Raw genomic sequence first — 19,044 nt, 5'->3', positions numbered from 1 at the left:
CAGGCCCCCGTAGCCCGGCGACCCCGGCCCCCTCCGGAGCCGCAACCGCCCGCGAGCGGCATACCGGTCAGGTATGAATATGACGCACCGATATGACGCTCACCGCGACAACGTCCGTCCGGACCCGGACAGCGCCCCACCCAGAACGGCCTCGATCGCGCCGGCCGCCCGGTCGGCCCCACCGGCCCCGGCCACCTCTGGCCGCGCCGGTACCGGCGTGTCGAGCGCCGCCCGGACCGCCCCGGCCACCGCCTCCGCCGTCCAGTCCGGTTCGGACAGCGGGTGCGCCAGCCCGAGCCGGGCCAGCCGGTCGGCGTTGTCCGGCCGGTCCAGCCCGCTGGCCAGGATCACCTGCGGGGTACCGCTGGCCAGCGCCCGGCCGAGGGTGCCGATCCCGCCGTGGTGTACCACGGCCGCCACGTGCGGGGCGATGGCGCGGAACGGCAGCCGGGGAAACCAGAACGTCCCGGGCGGCAGCGGATCGGGGACCAGGTCCCGGTGGCGCACCGCGAGCAGGGCGCGCTGGCCGAGCGAGCTGATCGCGGCGACCGCGCTGCGGTAGAACGCGCGGTGCAGCAGTCGGCCGGTACCGCCGCTGACCAGCAGGGGCGGCGGTCCGTCGGCGAGCAGTCGGGCCACCTCGGGCGGTACCTCGTCCGGCTGGTCGGCGTCGGCCAGCACGAACCCGGCCAGCGGGGTGCCCGGCGGACTGGCGGTGCCGGCCCGGTCGAACCAGGACGGCCAGAGACCCACGTAGCGGTGCGCCGACGACATCCAGCCCGACCAGTCCCCCACCGGCGGCAACCCGACGTCGGCGCGGGCGGTGTCGATCCGGTCGGCGAGGACCTGGCTGTAGAGCCAGGCCACCCGGTCCCGGGCGAGCAGCTGGAACGGCGAGTGGGCCAGACAGACCAGCGGGGCGCCGGTCGCCTCGGCGGCGATGAGCGCGGACTGCCCGGACAACGACGCACCGACCAGGACGGTCTCCCCCGGCCGGTGCCGGCGGACCAGTTCACCGACCTCGAACCGGAGCTGGGTGAACAGGCCGGTGCGGTCGAAGTGCTCGCGGAACTGTTCGATGCGGGTGGCGTCGGCCTGCTCGGCGGCGTCGGCGAGGTGGTACTCGTACTCGGCGATCGTGTCGACCGGCACGAAGTCGAGGCCGGCGGCACCCACCGCCGGGCGGTAGTACTCGTGGCTGAGCACCGTCACGTCATGGCCCCGGGCCCGCAACGCCCGGCCGACCCGGACGAACGGCAGCACGTCACCGTCGGTGCCGTGGACCACCATCAGGACAACGGGCACGGTCGGGCGTACTCAGTAGTTCTCGACGGCGTTGGTCCGGCTCGGCCAGTACCGCTGGCCCGGCACCGCCTGGTAGTGCGGCCAGCGGGGCGGGTCGCCGGCCGGCTGGTCACCGAGGACGGTGACCCGCTGACCGAGGCGCCGGCCGACGTAGTCGTTGACCGCGTAGTGCTGGGTGACCCGGTTGTCCCAGACCGCCACGTCGCCGCTGCGCCACCGGTACCGGCAGGTGAACTGCGGCTGCTCGGAGAAGTCGAAGAGGTGGTCGAGCAGGGCGTCGCTCTCGTTGCGGGTCAACTGGGGGATGTGCGAGGTGAACAACCGGTTGACGTAGAGGGCGCGTCGCCCGGTCTCCGGGTGCACCCGCACCACGGGGTGTTCGGCCCGGCTGGTGAACTCGTTGCCGATCCGGATGACGTGGATCGCGGTCAGCCCGTCGAGCAGGTCCCGCATCGGTGCGGACAGCTGCTCGTAGACCAGGTACTGGTTGGTCCACACGGTGTCGCCACCGACCGGCGGGCACTGCACGATCTGCAGGATCGAGGCGAGCGGCGGGCTGGTGTGGAAGGTCATGTCGGTGTGCCAGATGTCGACCTTGCCGCCGTTGTCGGAGTCGATGACCACGATCTCCGGGTGACCGTCCAGACGGGGCAGGTAGGGGTGCAGTTCCACCTCACCGAACCGGCGACCGAACGCGACGTGGGCTGCGGGCGGCAGGTCCTGCTGGCCGACGACGAAGATGACCAGGTGTTCCAGGAGCAGCCGGTGCAGCTCGGCGAACCCGGCGTCGGTCAGGTGGGCCAGGTCGACCCCGTGGACCTCGGCACCGAGCGCGCCGGACACCGGCCGGACCTCGAACAGGGTGCTGCTGGTGGAACCCGGCATCTTCTCCCCCGGCCACGACGACGCGACGGCACACGGCCCCGGGCGGGAACCCGACCGTACGCCGCCCCGGCCCCGGAAGTATTCCAGAGCGCGTGGGGGTCACCAAACCCTCGGAGCGACTTTTCTCGATCACCTGACGCCCGTTGACGTGGCCGGTGGAGGCTGGCGAGAATCGATCACCATTCGCCCCGACCCTGAGGGAGCACCGAAGGATGACGGAGAACCCGGCCCGATGAGCGCTCCACTGGGCGCGGAGGACGCCAACGCCCGGCTCGGCCGGCTCACCGACCTCGCCACCCCGTTCGCCGTCCGGGTCCTGGCCACCCTGCGGGTACCCGACCTGATCGCCCGGGGCGTGACCGGTCTGGGCGCGCTGGCCGAGGAGTGCGGAGCGGATCCCGACGCGCTCGGCCGGCTGCTGCGCTACCTGGTGCACCGGGACGTGCTGACCGAACCGGCGCCGGACGAGTTCGCGCTGACCGAGGTGGGGGAACTGCTGCGGGAGACCGGCCCGGCCGGGCAGCGCGGCTGGCTGGACCTGACCGGACTGGGTGCCCGGATGGACCTGGCCTACCAGGGTCTGCTGCACTCGGTCCGGACCGGGGCACCGGCGTACGAGGTGGTGCACGGGCGTCCGTTCTGGGCCGAGCTGGACGCCGACGCGGAGCTGCGCCGGTACTTCGACGAGCTGATGATGACCCAGCAGCACCTGACCGCACCGCAGGTCGCCGAGCTGTACGACTGGCGCGGGGTGGGGCACGTCTACGACGTCGGCGGGGGCAGCGGCGCGCTGCTGACCACCCTGCTGCACGCCCACCCGCACCTGCGGGGCACCCTGGTCGACCGGGCGCCGGCCGCTGCGGCGGCGGCGGAACGGATCGCCGCGAGCGGGCTGGCCGACCGGGCCGGCACCGCCGCCGGGGACTTCTTCGCCGAACTGCCCGCCGGTGGGGACGTGTACGTGGTGTCCCGGGCGCTCACCGACTGGGCCGACAGCGAGGCGGCCACCATCCTGCGCCGCTGCGCCGAGGCGGCCGGGCGGACCGGCCGGGTCCTGATCGTCGAGGTGCTGCCCACCGAGCCGTACGTGCCGTACCTGGCGCCGTTCGACCTGCAGATGCTGGTGGTGGTGGGTGGTCGGGAACGCTCGCTGGCCGACTTCGACACCCTCGCCGGGGTCGCCGGGATGACCGTTTCCCGGGTGCTGCGGGGGCGGGACGGGCTCACCCTCATCGAGTGCACGCCGGCCGGGTAGCCGCCCGGTGCGGTTGCTGCTGACCGGCCAGCCCATCTGGTCGCACCTGGTACCGGCGCTGGTGCCGCTGGCCCGGGCCGCCCGGGCGGCCGGTCACCGGGTGGCCCTGGCCACCGCCGGGTCGATGGCCGGTGAGCTGGCCGCCCACGGGGTGGACCACCTGCCGCTGCCGGGCGTGCCGGGGCAGGACGAGCTGCGCCACGATCCGGCCCTGGCCGACCGGTTCGGCCTGCCCCGGCAGTTGATGGCCCCGGGCAGCCGTACCGTCGACCCGGGGGTGTGGCGGCAGATCGCCCGCGCCTACGCCGGTCCGGTCGCCGGCTGCTTCGCGGCCGAGCTGCTGCCGGTGGCCCGGCGGTGGCGGCCGGACGTGATCGTGCGGGAGCCGGCCGAGTACGGCGGCTACCTGGTGGCCGAACGGCTGGGCGTCCCGCACGCCACCCTGGACATCGCCCCGTTCGCGGCGCTGGACCTGCCGTTGGTCACCGACGTGCTGGACGCCCAGCGGGCCGCGCTGGGGCTCGACCCGACCGGGGACCCGTGCCATCCGTTCCGGTACCTGCGGGCGGGGCTGCTGCCCGAGCAGTGGTACCCGCCGGCGCTGCGCCCGCCGACCGGACGGTCCTACCGGTTCCCGGAGCCGCCCGGTGAGCCCCTGCCGCACCGGTACGCCGAACTGCCGGCCGACCGGCCACTGGTCCTGGCCAGCCTCGGTTCGCTGGTGCTCAGCCTGCCCGGGATCGCCGACCTGCTCCCGGTGCTCGTGGCCGCCCTGGGTGAACTGCCGGCCACCGCGGTCGTCGCGCTCGGCGGCCGGGCCGACCTGGCCGGGCGGCTCGGCCGACCACCGGCCAACGTGCACGTCGTACCGTTCGCCCCGCAGCGGGCCCTGCTGCCCGGCTGCGAGCTGTTCCTCACCCACGCCGGGTTCAGCTCCACCCGGGAGGCGATCGCCGCCGGGGTACCGATGGTGGCTCTGCCGGTGGTCGCCGACCAGCCGCCCAACGCGGACCGGATCGCCGAGCTGGGGCTGGGGGTACGCCTGTCGATCGAGGGACTGACCGTGGCGTCCGTGGTGGACGCCTGCACCGCCGTACTGGCCGATCCCGGCTACCGGTGGCGGGTCCGGGCCATGCAGCGGCGGCTGCTGGCCGCCCCGGGGATCGACCAGCTCCTCACCGACCTGGCCGGACTGGCCGCGCCGGCCGACTGAGCCGGGTTGGCCGGGTTGGCGGCACGGAACCCTGGGCCGGGCTCGGGGTGCGGCTCAGGCCGACCGGGCCGGCAGCCGGCGACGCCGTTCGGCGAGGATCGGCCCGACCTGGGCGATCACCGCCGGGCGCAGCATGTGCTCGTGCCGGGCGACGATGTCCACGTCGTCGATCCGACCTCGCACGTGCGGGCGCCAGTCCTCGACGGTCTGGAGGTTGATCGGCTGGCTGAGCGTCGCGGCGAAGAGCAGCAGGTCCCCGTCGTACGGTTCGGGCCGGTAGCGTCGGGCGGCGGTGAGGTTGGTGGCGGCGGTCCGCAGCAGGGCGGTGACCCGCTCCTCGGGCCAGTCGGCGAGGGCGCCACCGGCGTCCCGGATGATCCGGGCCACCCGCCCGTCGTCGAGCGACTCACCGTCGAGCAGCTTCGGGTCGTACCCGAAGTCGGCCAGGACCACGTCGAGCAGCACCCGGCGGTGTTCCTCGGTGTGCAGTTCCGGGTCGCTGGGGTACGCGTCGAGCAGCGCGAGCAGCTCGACCGGGGCGCCCCGGCGGGACAGCTCGGTGGCGGTGGCGTACGCGAGGATCCCGCCCAGGGACCAGCCGAGCAGGTGGTACGGGCCGGGGTGCACGGCCTGGATCCGGTCGGCGAAGTCGGCGGCCATCGCCGGCACGCTGGTCAGCGGCGGTTCGCCGCCGGCCAGCCCCCGGGACTGGAGTCCGTAGACCGGGTGGTCGCCGTCGATGTGCCGGAGCAGGGCGGAGTAGCACCAGGACAGTCCGGTGACCGGCGGCAGGCAGAACAGCGGTGTCCCGCTGCCGGCGGTGCGCAGCGGCAGTAGCGGGTCCAGGGCGGACGGCCGGGTGCCGCCGGGCGTACCGGAGCCGGTGGCGAGCCGGTCGGCGAGGCCGGCGACGGTGGGGCACTCGAAGACCGTCCGCAGGTCCAGGTCGGCGTCGAGGACGGTCCGGATGCGGCTGGCCAGCCGGGCGGCGTGCAGCGAGTGCCCGCCGAGGGCGAAGAAGCTGTCGTCGACCCCGACCAGCGGCACCTCCAGGATCTCGGCGAAGAGTCCACAGAGCACCACCTCGTGGTGGGTGCGCGGGGCCCGGCCGGAGACCACCGTGGTCAGCGCCACGGTGGGCAGGGCGGCCCGGTCCACCTTGCCGTTGCTGGTCGACGGCAGGGTCGGCAGGACCACCAGCGCGGCCGGGACCATGTGCCCGGGAAGCCGGTCGGCCAGCCAGGCCCGGACCGCTCCCGACTGCGGGTCGGCCCGCCCCGGTACCGGGGTGAGGTAGCCGACCAGCCGCTGGTCGCCACCGGGTTCGGCGCGGACCACCACCGCCGCCTGACCGACGTCGGGGTGACCGGCCAGCACCGTCTCGATCTCGCCCAGTTCGATCCGGTTGCCCCGGATCTTCACCTGGCCGTCGGTGCGACCGACGAACACCAGTCCACCGTCGGCCCGGCGGCGCATCCGGTCCCCGGTGCGGTACATCCGGGAACCGGGTGGGCCGAACGGGTCGGGCAGGAACCGCTCGGCGGTCAGGGCGGGCCGGTCGTGGTAGCCCCGGGCGAGCTGGTCGCCGCCGACGTACAGCTCGCCGACGGTACCGTCCGGAACCGGCTGGCCGGCCTGGTCGAGCAGGTAGAGCCGGGTGTTCCAGGCCGGGCCGCCGACCGGCACCCCGTCGGTGGGGTCGCCGTCGGACGCTCGGACCGTCACGCCGTCGGCCCCGCCGGCGCCGGTGCCGCCCTCGGCGTACGCCGGGCCGGCGGTCACCGCCACGGCGGTCTCGGTGGGCCCGTAGAGGTTCTCCAGTCCCGGTCCGCGCACCTCGGCGTACCGGTTGGCCAGGTCGACCGGGAGCGCCTCGCCGATGCAGAGGGTCCGGCGCAGGGTGACGCAGTGCGCCGCCGCCGGCTCCTCGACGAACTCCCGCAGCATCGACGGGACGAACCCGGCCGTGGTGACGCCCCGGTCGCGGATCAGTTGGGCGAGGTGGCGCGGGTCGCGGTGCGCGTCGGGCCGGACCAGCACGGCGGTGGCGCCGGTCAGCAGCGGCCAGAAGTACTCCCACACCGACACGTCGAACCCGGCCGGGGTCTTGACCAGTACCCGGTCGTCGGGGGTGAGCCGGTACCGGTCCTGCATCCAGAGCAGGTGGTTGACCACCGCCCGGTGGCTGACCACGACCCCCTTGGGGTGACCGGTGGAGCCCGAGGTGTAGAGCAGGTAGGCCGGGTGGTCCGGGTCCAGCGGGCCGGTCCGGTCGGCGTCGGTCGGGTCGGTCGACGGGCGGGCGGCCAGGGCCGACCCGGTCGCCGGGTCGTCCAGCAGCAGCGTCGCCGGCCCGACGCCGGGCAGGTCGACCCGGCTGCGCCGGTCGGTCAGCAGCAGCGTCGGCCGGGCGTCGGCGAGCAGGAAGGCGAGCCGGTCGGCCGGCTGGCCGGCGTCCACCGGGAGGTACGCGGCGCCGGCCTTGAGGACCGCCAGCAACGCGACCACCTGGTCGACCGAGCGGGGCAGCGCGACCGCGACCACGGTCTCCGGCCCGGCGCCCCGGGCGGTCAGCTCGTGGGCCAGCCGGTTGGCGCGGGCGTCCAGGTCGGCGTAGGTCAGGGTGGTGCCGTCGGCGGCGATCAGCGCCGGGGCGTGCGGGGTGGCCGTGACCGGGGTCCGCAGCAGCGCGGGCAGGACGGTACCCGGTACCGCCCGGACGGTGCCGGCCGGTGGTCGCACGGCGGTGGCCTGCTCGGCGGGGGTGAGCAGGGGCACCCGGTCGACGCGGGTGTCCGGGTGCCGGCAGAGGGTCTCCAGCAGCCGGATGAACCGGTCCTGGTGGGCGGTGATGCCGGGCAGGTCGTACCGGGCCGGGTTGGCGGTGAAGTCGATGCGGACCCGGCCGCTGTCCAGGTCGCCGTAGACGTCGATGGAGAGGTCCTCGACCGGCCCGGACTCCAGCACGTGGCCCACCGTGGACAGCCCGGTCATCTGGTGGTGGTAGTCGAAGGGCATCAGGTTGACGCACGGTCCGTAGAGGCGCCGACCGTCGTCGAGGGCCCGCAGGTCGGTGCGGAGGTCCTCCAGCCGGTACCGCTGGTGGCGCAGCAGGTGCCGGATCTCCTCGGCGGCCTGCCCGGTCAGCGCGGCGAAGGTGTCACCGGGGTGGATGGTCAGCCGCAGCGGCAGGATGGTCATCATCATGCCCGGCGTGATCTTGGCGAGCCGGCCCCACCGGCCGGTGACCGGGAAGCCGAGGACCACGTCCGGCGCGCCGGTGAGCCGGTGCAGGTAGCTGGCTGCGGCGGCGACCACGGTGGTGTTCCAGCCGCCCCGGGGTACGGCGGCCCGGAGCCGGTCGACGGTCTCGGCGCTCAGGTCGACCCGGCGCCGGAGCACCCGGTGGGACGGGCCGGCCGCGCGGTCGGTCAGCCCGACGACCGGGGGCCGGTCGGCGAACCGGGCCAGCCAGTGGTCGCGGTCCTCGGCGAACCGGGTCGACGAGCGGTACGCGGCCTCCTCGGCCCAGACCCGGGGCAACGAGCCGGGCACGGTGGGCGGGCAGGGCGCCCCGGTCCGGGTGGCGTCGTATATCTGCGCGATGCGGGCGTTGAAGAGGGAGAACGCGTACGCGTCCAGGACCACGTGGTGGAATCGCAGATAGTAGAGATGGTGGTCGGCAGCGATCCGGAACAATGCCGCACCGAGTAATGGACCGTCGGTCATCGACACCGGACGGCCCAGGTCCCGGGCCATCCAGGATTGTGCTGCGGCAACCGGTTCCGGCTCGGCGCGGACGTCGACAATTGTCGGGGTCCACTCGAATGGCGCGCCGATGGTCTGCCACGGCTCACCGCCGTCCTCGCCGAAACGCAGGCGGGTCGCCTCGGCCTCGGCCAACGCCCGGCCTATCGCATTTTCCAGCGCCGCCAGGTCGGCCGGTCCACGGATATCGGCGAAACCGCCGATGTTGTACGCCGGACTCGCCGGATCGAGCTGTTGACCGAACCAGACACCGGACTGGGCGGTCGACAGGGGTCGACGGGAGTCAGCCACGATCATCCACCTCACGCTCGCGGACACCGGGTCGATCGCCGGCTGCCCGAACGGTATGCACGGATACTTGCGATCACCCGGAGCCGCGTCAACCCCAGGACCCGCCTCGCCGCCACCGCCAGCCCTGTCGCCGGCCGCTCAGGGTCCGTCGGGTCCACCGTCGACGGACGGGACGTCGACGCCGACGGGACGGACGGAGGGGTCCGACCCGGCGGCCCACCCCAGCCGATGGCGGCAAATGTCCTTATTGAACCACAGCGATGACTCTGCCCGGCTTCCTGAGATTGGCGCGTTTCGCCGACGCTGGAAGTACTGGGTACCGGATGCCCGGACCCGCCACAATTTCCGCCACACGCCGCACGGGAACGATCGTAATAGCCCCGCAAAATCAACGTCTTTACGTTGCGTGGACGCGCTGGTAGCATGCACTCAATCGAAAGCCCGATCAGCGCAAGTCAATTCCGCGAACAAAGGCCAGGAAATATGACCGCCGTTGCCGGGACAGATCCTCGGAATTTCATCAGGGACCTGACACGGAGTCCTTCCGGTCGCCTCCTCCAGAACGCGCTGGAAAATCGCTGGCCGACCACTCCGGACCGCCTGTCGACAATAGTTCGCTATGCGCTGCTCCCGGCCGGGAAAATGCTCCGGCCGATAATGACCCTGGAAAGCGCCGCAGCCGTCGGCGGCGACCCCGCTCCGGTGCTGCCGGCCGCGCTGGCCATGGAGTACCTGCACGTCGCCACCCTCGTGCACGACGACATCATCGACGCCGACGAGGTCCGCCGCGGCCGACCCGCGGTGCCCACCGCATTCGGTCTGCCGGACGCGATCGTCACCGGTGACCACCTGATCTTCTGCGCCTTCGCCTCGATAGTGGAATGCGGTGCCGGGGGCGTACCGGCCGACCGGGTCGCCACCGCCGTCGGCGCGCTGGCCGCCGCCGGCAACGACATGTGCCGGGGACAGATCCTGGAGTCCGAACTGGTCGGCGACCCGGACACCGGGGTGGAGCGTTACCTGGAGATGGTGCGGCTGAAGACCGGCGCCCTGTTCCGGGCGGTCTGCCACGTCGGGGCCGCGCTCGGTGGCGCCGACGAGGAGGGCGCCGCCCAGCTCGCCGGGTACGGCGAGCAACTCGGCATCGCCTTCCAGATCCGCGACGACCTGCTCTCCTACACGACGGTCGCGCAGTCGATCGGCAAGTCGACCACCAGCGACCTGAGCAACGGGCGACCCACCCTGCCGCTGCTGCTGGCCCACCAGGCCGCCAGCCCGCAGGTGCGGGCCCGGCTGACCGCCGCGCTGCGCGGCCACCGGGCCGACCCGGCGACCGTGGCGGAGGTGCAGCGCATCCTCGCCGACACCGCCGCCCTCGACCGGACCCGGGACTGCCTGGTCGGCCACGCCGGGCAGGCCCGGGACCGGTTGGCCGGGCTGCCCCCGTCGACCAGTGCGGCGCTGCTGGACGCCGTGGCCCGGTGGGCCGCGGCCCACCGGTGGTGACCGCCACCGCCGGCCGCCCCGGCGTGCTCCGCGCCCACGTGCAGACCTGGCGGCCGTACACCCTCTGGTACATCGGGCTGGTCGGCCTCGCCGGTGCCGGGCTGGCCGGTGACCGGCCCAGCTGGTGGCGGCTCCTCGCGGCCTGGGCCACCCCGACGATCGGCTGGATCGGCGGGCACTACCTCAGCGACTGGTTCGACCGGCGGCTCGACGCGGTGAGCAAACCGCACCGGCCCATCCCCTCCGGCGTGCTACCGGCCACCACGGCACTGGTCTGCGGGGGCGCCTGCCTGGTCGCCGTCGGTACGCTCTCCGCCGCCGCATCCTGGCCGACGGTGGCGGTGGCGGTGCTCGCCGCCGCCGCGATCGTCGCGTACGGCCGCCGACTCAAGGCCCACGGCCTCGCCGGCAACCTGGTCCGGGGCGCCCTCGGCGCGTTGACCCTGCTCTACGGTGCGGCGGTGGTCGCACCCCCGGTGCCCTGGTCGCTGCTGCCGTTCGTGGTCGCCTTCTGGGCCCACGACACCTCGTCCAACCTGGTCGGGACGCTGCGGGACATCGCCGGTGACCGGGCCGGCGGCTACCGGACCGTACCGGTCCGGCACGGCACCCCGGTCGCGGTGCACACCGCCCTCGGGCTGTACGCGGTGGCGTTCGTCGCGGCCGTGCTCGGCGGGTACGCCACCGGCGACGCGGACCGGCGGACCGGCTACCTGGTCGCGCTGCTGCCGGCGGCCGGACTGGCCGGGGTGGCCTTCCGGTCGCTGCTGCGGCACCGGGACCGGATGCCGATGGCCGTCGCGCTGCGGGCCCACGAACTCCTCGTGCTGGAACGGGTCTGGTTGGCCGCCACGGTGGTCGGCCTCGGATTCGGGCTGCTCCCCGCCGTCGGGCTGGTGGTCCCGGCGCTGCTGGTCACCTGGTGGACCCAGCGGCACCTGCGCACCGGCTACGAGTTCGGGCCGTCCCGGGCCGCGCCCGACGCCACCGGTCCCGGAGTCCCACTCCCCCGTCGTCCCTCCGATCTCGGCTGAAAGGCACACCGATGCTGTCCTCCACCCTGGACCGGGTCGACCGGGCCATCTCCGCCGGCGCCGAGGAACTGCTGCGGGGGCAGCGGCCGGACGGCGCGTTCACCGACGCCCCACCCGCCTCCACCCTCGGCACCGCGGGCGCGATCACCGCCCTGCACACCGCCGACCCGGACGGGCACGCCGACCTGGTCGCCCGGGGCGCCGCCTGGCTGCGCGCCCAGCAGCGGCCGGACGGCGGCTGGGGCGGGGTGGTCGGCGCCGGCAGCGAGCCGGTGGCCACGTCGGTGGTCACCGCCGCGCTGCGGATCACCTCGGCCACCGACAGCACCGAAGCGGTGCAGTCCGGTCGGCGGCGGCTCGCCGCGTTCGGCGGGGTCGCCGCCGTCACCGACCGGGCGGTCAACCACCTGTGCCGGCAGTTCCTCGCCCTGGCCGGGCTGCCCGAGGCGGGCCGGCTGCGCCGGCTGCCGCTGGAGATCGTCCTCTTCGACGACGTCCGCCGCCAGCGGATCTCGTTCCGGACCGCACCGTTCGTCGCGCTGGCCCTGCTCCAGACGAAGACGATGCCGCCGGGTCGGATCCGGCAGGCCCTCCAGCGCCGGGCCGTACCGCAGGCGCTGCGGCTGCTCGACGCGATCGACGCGCACGAGGGGCGCACCGGGGTGTTCAGCGAGGACCCGTGGCCGGCGGCCCTGGTCTGCCTCGGGCTGGCGCACGCCGGACTGGCCCCGCACCTGGTCGACTCCACCGCCGGCTTCCTGCGCCGGGCGGTCCGCCCGGACGGCTCGTGGGACGCGGTGACCAACCTGGACCTGACCCGCTCGGCGTTCGCCACCACCGGGCTGATCGCCGCCGGGTACGCCGCCGACCCCCGGCTGGCCGCCACCCGCGACCTGTTCCACCGCTGCCAGCAGCAGGAACCGTTCCCGGTCTTCGGGGTGCCGGCCGGCGGTTGGAGCTACAACGGGGCCCGTGGCTGGCCGGTCACCCTGGAGTCGGCCGAGATCGTCACCGCGCTGGCCGGGCTGCCCGGGCACGCCGACGACCCGGTCCTGCGCCGGGGCGTGGAGTGGCTGGTCGACCGGCAGGACAGCCGGGGTTCGTGGAGCCTGTGGGTACGCGACACCAAACTGGCCAACGACGGGCCCTGCCCCGGCATCACCAGCCAGGGCATCGTCGCGCTGATCGACGCCGGCCACGACACCGGCAGCGCCCCGGTGGCCGCCGCGCTGCGCTGGCTGCACACCGCCGCCCGGCCGGACGGCAGCTACGAGAACCTCTGGTACCGCGACCACACCTCCGGCACCGCGATGGTCCTCGACGCGTTGGCCCACGCCGGTCAGGCCGGGCACCCGACGGCGGTGCGGGCCCGGGACTGGCTGCTGCGGACCCGCTGCGCCGACGGCTCGTGGGGGCCCGGTGACGGCACGGCCGGCACCGTCGAGGAGACCGCCTGGGCGGTGCACGCCCTGCTCGCCGCCGGGATACCGGCCGACGACGAGGCGGTCGGCGCGGGGGTGGCCTGGCTGCTCGCCGCGCAGCAGCCCGACGGGTCCTGGCCGGCGAGCCGGGTCTGCGCCTACATCCGGCACCACATGCACTACCCCAACGGGGCGATCACCCGGGGCCTGGCGCTGCGCGCCCTGGCCGCCTGGCGTACCCACAGCGGAGGAACGACATGACCGACGTCGACGTGGTGGTCTGCGGGGCCGGGGTCGGCGGGCTGGCCGCCGCGCACACCCTGTCCCGGTCCGGTCTGGACGTCCTGCTGCTCGACCGGCGGGCCGAGCCGGCCGACGTGCCCAAGGGCGAACTGCTGCAACCCGAGTCGGTGCAGATCCTCGACCAGCTCGGGGCGCTGCCCGCGCTGCACGCCGGGGGCGCGGTCGGCGTGGACCGGCTGGCCATCCGGGACCCGGCCGGACGGATGCTGCTGCCCGTGGCGTACACCGACCTGCCCGGGGCGTACCGGCAGATCCTGTGCACCGGGTACCGCAGCGTGCTCGACGCGCTGGCCGGCGTGCTGCCCGGCACGGTGACGGTACGGCGCGGGGTGCTGGTCACCGGGGTACGCCGTACCCCGGACGGGCGGGTCGACGGCGTCACGGTCCGCGACGGCGGCACCGACCGGGAGATCACCGCGCGGCTGGTGGTGGCCGCCGACGGGGTCTCCTCGAAGCTGCGCGAGGCGGTCGGCCTCGACCTGCACCGCCGACCGTACGACCACCGGCTGGTCGCCTTCGACGTGGCCGCCCCGCCGGTCGACGCGGAGGTCTGCGCGTACCTGACCGACCGGGGGCTGCGGCTGGTGTACCCGCTGCCGGGCGGCCGGAGCCGGGTGTACGTGCAGATCCGCCCGGACGACCTGCGTGACGGGACGATGGCCGACCTGGACGGCTGGTGCGACGGGCTGCTGGCCGAGGTGCCCGCGCTCGGCCCGCTCGCCGGGCCGCTGCGCGACAGCCTGCCCACCCGGCAGGCGCTGACCGTGCACCGGCTGCGCGCCCCCCGGCTGACCGTTCCCGGGTTGGCGCTGGTCGGCGAGGCCGCGCACGCGGTGCATCCGATGGCCGCGCAGGGCATCAACAGTTCGCTGGCCGACGCATGGACCCTGGGCGAGCGGATCGCCGCCGCCGGGCCGGACCCGGCCGGGCTGGACGCCGCGCTGGACGACTACCAGCGGACCCGGCTGGCCCGGCTGGACCACACCGCGACGGTCAGCCACAACGCGGCCCGGATGCTCACCACCACCGGTGGCCTGGCCCGGCTGCTGGGCCGCCGGATGATGCGGCACACCGCCGGCAACCGGCGACTGCTCCGGCTGACCGCCGGCAACCTGGCCGGGGTGGACCTGCGTCCGCTGCGCCCGGTGGACCGGCTCTACCAGTTCGGCCTCCTCACCGACCGACGGGCGGACGCGGTCGGTACCCAGCCCACGATGAACGAAGGTGCGACCAGTTGAGCCCGGAAGTCCTGCACGACCTGTCCATGAACGAGACGCCGCAACCACCGCTGCCGAGCGTGCGGCGGCTGGTCGAACAGGGGGCGGCCGGGCTCCACCGGTACCCGGACAACACCGCCGGGGCGCTGCTCGCCGCGCTGGCCGGCCGGTTGGGCGTACCGGCCGGACGGATCCTGGTCGGTCCCGGCTCGGCCGGGCTGTGCCAGCACCTGCTCCAGGCACTGGGCCGGCCCGGCGCCGGCGCACCACCGCGTACCGGGGTGGTGCACGCGGCGCTGTCGTTCGAGGCGTACCCGCTGCTGATCGCCAACGCCGGGGCCCGGCCGGTGCCGGTGCCGATGGCCGGGTACGGCCACGACCTGGCCGCGATGGCCGAGGCGGTGGGCACCGACACCCGGGCGGTGATCGTCTGCAACCCGAACAACCCGACCGGCGCGGTGCTGCGGCGGGCCGAGATCGAGGCGTTCCTCGACCGGATCCCGCCGGAGGTCACGGTCGTCGTCGACGAGGCGTACCGGGAGTTCGTCACCGACCCGGACGTACCCGACCTGGTCGAGCTGGCCCGGGACCGGGACAACGTCTGCGTGCTGCGCACCTTCTCCAAGGCGTACGGCCTGGCCACCCTGCGGGTCGGGTACGCCGTGGTGCCGGAGCCGGTCGCCGCGACGGCCCGGATGGTCGGCGCGGTCTTCTTCCCCGGCGGGCTGGGCCAGGCGGCGGCGGTCGCCTCGCTGGACCCGGCCGCCGACGACGAGCTGCGCACCCGGTGTGCCGAGGTGACCGCCGAGCGGGCCCGGCTGGGGCACCGGCTGCGCCGGATCGGCCTGCCGGTGGCGCCGAGCGAGGCGAACTTCGTGTGGCTGCCACTGGGGGCGGCGGCGCAGGCGTTCACCGACCGGTGCCGGGCCGCCGGCATCCTCGTCCGGGGCTACCCCGACCACGGGGTACGCATCACCGTCGGCACCGCCGAGCAGACCGACCGGCTCTGCGCGGCGGTCGGCGACTTCGCGGTCACCCACCTGCCGGCGGCGGTGGCCCGGTGACCGCCGACCCGCGCCGGGACGCTCCCCGGCTGAGCGTCACCCTGCCGGTACTCGACAACGGGCACCTGCTGGCGCTGGCCCTGGACGCGCTGACCCGGCAGACCCTGCCCGCCGACCGGTTCGAGGTGATCGTCGTCGACGACGGCTCGGAACCGTCGCTGGCGCCGGTCGCGGACCGGTTCGCCGACCGGCTGCCGCTGACCTACCTGCGGCACACCCCGAACCGGGGCCGGTCGGTGGCCCGCAACCGGGCGATCGGGGCGGCCCGGGGCGACGTGGTGCTCTTCCTCGACGCCGACCAGGCCGCCCACCCGGACCTGCTGCGCCGGCACTGGGAGTTCCACGCCGGCCGGGACCTGCGCCCCGGGGTGCTGCTCGGCCGGGCCGTGCACGCCGACTGGGCGATCCTCGACGCGCTGCACCGGGGCGAGACGCCGACCGCCGCGATGGTCGGCGACTACCGGGGCGACGTCCGGGACCCGCTGCTCGCCGCCGCCCACCACCGCCGCGACTTCGTCCGCGCGCCCTGGGTGTACGGCCACACCAACAACGCCTCCGTCGACCGGGCCTCACTCGTCGCCGTGGGCGGCTTCGACGAGGCGATGGTGACCTGGGGCGGCGAGGACAACGAGCTGTTCTACCGGCTGTTCCACCACCACCGGCGCGACCCCGACCTCTTCGCGCTCGGCGACGACGCGGTCAGCTTCGACCTGCCGCACTTCCGGATGGTGCCGCTGCTGATGGCCCAGCTCGCCGAGAACGTGCGGTACATCGGCACCAAACACCCCCGGTACGACATCGAGTTCTTCGCCTACCCGGGCCCGTGGCCGGCGTCGGTCCGCCGGATCGCCTGGTTCGAGGACGCCCTCGACGCGGCCCGGACCCACGGCCTGGCCCGCGCCGACCGGCTGCCGAAGGACTACCTGGCCGAGCTGGCCGGCGAGGACTGCCTGGTCACCGGGTACGGCGCCAGCCGGCTCGAGCTGGGCGCGAAGTCGGTCACCCTCGACCACGACGCGCCACCGGACGAACGCAACCTGCACCTGGCCGGGCTGCTCACCCCGTTCCCGGAGAACTGGTTCGCCCGGGTGGTCAACGTCGACATGTGGCGGTTCTGGACCCCGGAGGACCTCAGCGGGCTGCTGCACGAGTCGCTGCGCATCGGTCGCCGGGTCGACTTCGTCCGTACCGAGCGGAACGTCGGCTCGGCGGACCTGCTGCCCCTGCCGTTCGTCACCGACCTGGACTTCCTGCTCACCACCGTCGAGCGGTACCTGGACGTGCGGCGCGAGCAGGTCGGCGACGTCGAGATCGTCTCGGTCCGGGGCGCCCGGTGAACCGGACCGGATCGGGCGCGGACCGGTCGGCTGTGCACCCGGTGGGGGGCCGACCGTGCGGGTGCTGATGGTCACCTGGGGCTGGCGGTCGCACTTCTACCCGCTCGCCCCGCTCGGCTGGGCGCTGCGCGCCGCCGGGCACGAGGTCCACGTCGCCGGCCAGCCCGCGCAGGTACCGGCGATCGTCGGCGCCGGACTGCCGGCCGTACCGGTCGGCGCCGACCTGGACTTCGCCGAGGTGTTCGGCGGTCAGGTCGGCCCGGTGGCCAGCCCCACCGCCGACCCCGGCACCCCGGACGCGCTCGCACCGAGGGTCACCCCGGACGGCGGGGTGGTCCGGTTCGCCGACGCGATGCTCGACGACCTGGTGGCGTACGGCCGGTACCTCCGCCCCGACCTGGTGGTCTACGAACCGTTCAACCTGGCCGGTTCGCTGGCCGCCGCCGCGCTGCGGGTACCGGACGTCCGGCTGCTGTGGGGGCCCGACTCCAGCACCGAACTCGACCTGGACCGGACCACCGTCATCGACCCCCGGGCGGCCCGGCTCGGCGTGGACGACGTCCGGCTCACCGGCGTCGTGACCCTCGACCCGTGCCCGGCACCGATGCAGGTGGCGGTGACCGGGCCGGTGGAGCCGATGCGGTTCGTGCCGTACAACGGCACAGCCGTGGTGCCGGACTGGCTGCGTGCCCCGGCCGAACGGCCCCGGATCTGCGTCACCTGGGGCACCATGATGGCTGGTCTCGGCCTGACCGACCAGGTCGGCGTGGCCCGGGTGGTGCACGCCCTGGCCGGGCTGGACGTCGAGGTGGTCGTCGCGGTGGAGGCCAGCCAGGCCGCCACCCTCGGTGACCTGCCGGCCAACGTCCGGGTGGCCCGCTCCCCGCTCGCCCTGCACCTGGTGCTGCCGACCTGTGCCGTCCTGGTCCACCAGGGTGGCGCCGGTACCACCATGACCGGCCTCGCCGCCGGCGTACCGCAACTGGTCCTGCCACAGGTCAGCGACCAGCACTTCAACGCCGCCCGGCTGGCCCTGACCGGGGCCGGTACCGCGCTCACCGCCGCCGACGCCACCCCCGAGGCGATCCGGGACCGGGTGCGGGCCCTGCTCACCGACGACCGGTGGCGTGACGCCGCCGACGAACTGCGGCGCCGCAACCGGGACCGGCCCAGCCCGGCCGACCTCGTGTCCCCGCTGTGCCGGCTCGTGAAAGGAGAAAGAAGTCCGATGACCGAGGCACCCCTGTCCTTCCCGCTGGCCGCCCCGCCGACCATCTACCACCCGTCGCCGCAGCTGATCGAGTTGCAGGACAAATGCCCGGTGGCCCCGGTGGTGATGTCCGACGGCTCACCCGCCTGGCTGGTCAGCCGGTACGCCGACGTGAAGCGGATCCTCACCGACAACCGGTTCAGCCGGGCGGCAGCCGGCGGCGCGGACGGCCCGCCGCAGGAACTGGGCGCGCTGGAGACCGAGTCGCTGATCGGCATGGATCCGCCCGAGCACACCCGGCTGCGCCGGCTGGTCGCCCGGACCTTCACCGCCCGGCGGGTCGAGGAACTCCGACCGTGGGTGGCCGGGCTGGTCGACCAGCTCATCGACCGGATGACCACGCTGCCCCGCCCGGTCGACCTGGTCGAACACTTCTCCACCCCGCTGCCGGTGGAGGTGATCAGCGAACTGCTCGGCATTCCGGAGGCCGACCGGCACAAGTGCAAGACCTGGTCGGACACCATGATGGGTGACTGGCGGCAGGACCCGGAGGGCACCCGGGACGCGCTGGACAGCTTCGCCCGACTCATCGACGCCCGGCGGGCCGACCCGGGCGACGACCTGATCAGCGCCCTCATCCAGGCCAGCGACGCGGAGGACAAGCTCACGGAACACGAGCTGGTCTCGCTCTGCGTCGGCGTCCTGATCGGCGGCCACGAGACCACCACCAACCAGATCAACATGGCGCTGCTGACCCTGTTCCGCCACCCCGACCAGCTCGCCCGGCTCCTCGCCGACCTGGACAACGGGCTCGCCCCGGCGGTGGAGGAACTGACCCGCTTCATCCAGCTCGGCGAGACCGGGGTGATGCTGCCCCGGGTCACCACCGAACCGGTCGAGCTGGGCGGGGTCGACCTGCCGGCCGGCTCCGTGGTGCTGCCCGCCTTCGTGGCCGCCAACCGGGACCCGGCCGCCTACCCCGACCCGGACCGGCTGGACCTGACCCGCAGCCCCAACCCGCACCTGGGTTTCGGCGCCGGGGTGCACCACTGCCTCGGCGCGCAGCTCGCCCGGATGGAACTCCAGGAGGCGCTGCGCGGCCTGTTCACCCGGCTGCCCGGACTACGGATCACCGTCACCGACAGCGAGCTGCGCTTCAAGCAGGGCCTGGCGGTGCGCTGCGTCGAGTCCCTCCCCGTCACCTGGTCGGTGTAAGGAAGGGCCCCCTATTAACG

At 74.4% G+C, this 19,044-nt stretch carries 12 protein-coding genes; 9 read left to right on the top strand and 3 right to left on the bottom strand.

From position 1 onward, the window contains the following. Positions 1–99: 99 nt before the first annotated feature. On the bottom strand, positions 100–1,305 hold the full coding sequence (locus tag GSF22_RS15260; RefSeq protein WP_208814240.1) for a glycosyltransferase: 1,206 nt from the start codon (positions 1,303–1,305) through the stop codon (positions 100–102). A gap of 12 nt (positions 1,306–1,317) precedes the next feature. Next, positions 1,318–2,190 carry a TauD/TfdA dioxygenase family protein gene (locus GSF22_RS15255; protein ID WP_208814239.1) on the bottom strand — a complete coding sequence of 291 codons (873 nt, stop codon included), beginning with the start codon at positions 2,188–2,190 and terminating at the stop codon, positions 1,318–1,320. A gap of 232 nt (positions 2,191–2,422) precedes the next feature. Between GSF22_RS15255 and GSF22_RS15250 the strand changes: the two genes are divergently transcribed. Then, the gene (locus GSF22_RS15250; protein ID WP_208814238.1) at positions 2,423–3,445 is read left to right on the top strand and encodes a methyltransferase; all 1,023 of its coding nucleotides are present in this window, start codon (positions 2,423–2,425) and stop codon (positions 3,443–3,445) included. A gap of 7 nt (positions 3,446–3,452) precedes the next feature. Next, positions 3,453–4,658, top strand: a complete 1,206-nt coding sequence (locus tag GSF22_RS15245) for a glycosyltransferase (RefSeq protein WP_208814237.1) — start codon at positions 3,453–3,455, stop codon at positions 4,656–4,658. Positions 4,659–4,712: 54 nt separating this feature from the next. Here GSF22_RS15245 and GSF22_RS15240 read toward each other — a convergent pair whose 3' ends face one another. Continuing rightward, positions 4,713–8,717 (bottom strand): non-ribosomal peptide synthetase, encoded by a 4,005-nt coding sequence (locus tag GSF22_RS15240; RefSeq protein ID WP_208814236.1) that lies wholly within the window; start codon positions 8,715–8,717, stop codon positions 4,713–4,715. Between the two features lie 423 nt (positions 8,718–9,140). Between GSF22_RS15240 and GSF22_RS15235 the strand changes: the two genes are divergently transcribed. From GSF22_RS15235 to GSF22_RS15205, 7 genes are read left to right on the top strand one after another with little or no spacing between them, the layout of a single operon-like run. Further along, a complete protein-coding gene (locus tag GSF22_RS15235; protein ID WP_439957783.1) occupies positions 9,141–10,223 on the top strand; it encodes a polyprenyl synthetase family protein in 1,083 nt (360 codons plus the stop codon). Beyond that, entirely contained in the window at positions 10,220–11,257 is a 1,038-nt protein-coding gene (locus tag GSF22_RS15230) for a UbiA family prenyltransferase (RefSeq protein WP_208814234.1), read from the top strand. The genes GSF22_RS15235 and GSF22_RS15230 overlap by 4 nt, the downstream gene beginning before the upstream one ends. An 11-nt stretch (positions 11,258–11,268) precedes the next feature. Further along, complete coding sequence (locus GSF22_RS15225; RefSeq protein WP_208814233.1) at positions 11,269–12,939, top strand: prenyltransferase/squalene oxidase repeat-containing protein; 1,671 nt, start codon at positions 11,269–11,271, stop codon at positions 12,937–12,939. Beyond that, positions 12,936–14,219, top strand: coding sequence for an FAD-dependent oxidoreductase (locus tag GSF22_RS15220; RefSeq protein WP_208814232.1), 1,284 nt, complete (start codon positions 12,936–12,938; stop codon positions 14,217–14,219). The genes GSF22_RS15225 and GSF22_RS15220 overlap by 4 nt, the downstream gene beginning before the upstream one ends. 26 nt (positions 14,220–14,245) lie before the next feature. Continuing rightward, a complete protein-coding gene (locus tag GSF22_RS15215; RefSeq protein ID WP_208814241.1) occupies positions 14,246–15,262 on the top strand; it encodes an aminotransferase class I/II-fold pyridoxal phosphate-dependent enzyme in 1,017 nt (338 codons plus the stop codon). After that, complete coding sequence (locus GSF22_RS15210) at positions 15,259–16,599, top strand: glycosyltransferase (RefSeq protein ID WP_208814231.1); 1,341 nt, start codon at positions 15,259–15,261, stop codon at positions 16,597–16,599. Before GSF22_RS15215 ends, GSF22_RS15210 begins: the two co-directional genes overlap by 4 nt. A 55-nt stretch (positions 16,600–16,654) precedes the next feature. Next, positions 16,655–19,024, top strand: a complete 2,370-nt coding sequence (locus tag GSF22_RS15205) for a cytochrome P450 (RefSeq protein WP_208814230.1) — start codon at positions 16,655–16,657, stop codon at positions 19,022–19,024. The last annotated feature ends 20 nt before the right edge of the window (positions 19,025–19,044 follow it).

Source organism: Micromonospora echinofusca, from assembly GCF_017614955.1.
Taxonomy (GTDB): domain Bacteria; phylum Actinomycetota; class Actinomycetes; order Mycobacteriales; family Micromonosporaceae; genus Micromonospora; species Micromonospora echinofusca_A.
This window is presented reverse-complemented; position numbering and strand designations above follow the sequence as displayed.

Bases quoted from the DNA above. Each gene is read 5' to 3' on its own strand.
- GSF22_RS15215 (WP_208814241.1), top strand. From the start codon at position 14,246: ATGAACGAGACGCCGCAACCACCGCTGCCGAGCGTGCGGCGGCTGGTC.
- GSF22_RS15225 (WP_208814233.1), top strand. From the start codon at position 11,269: ATGCTGTCCTCCACCCTGGACCGGGTCGACCGGGCCATCTCCGCCGGC.
- GSF22_RS15250 (WP_208814238.1), top strand. From the start codon at position 2,423: ATGAGCGCTCCACTGGGCGCGGAGGACGCCAACGCCCGGCTCGGCCGG.
- GSF22_RS15235 (WP_439957783.1), top strand. From the start codon at position 9,141: ATGCACTCAATCGAAAGCCCGATCAGCGCAAGTCAATTCCGCGAACAA.
- GSF22_RS15255 (WP_208814239.1), bottom strand. From the start codon at position 2,190: ATGCCGGGTTCCACCAGCAGCACCCTGTTCGAGGTCCGGCCGGTGTCC.
- GSF22_RS15220 (WP_208814232.1), top strand. From the start codon at position 12,936: ATGACCGACGTCGACGTGGTGGTCTGCGGGGCCGGGGTCGGCGGGCTG.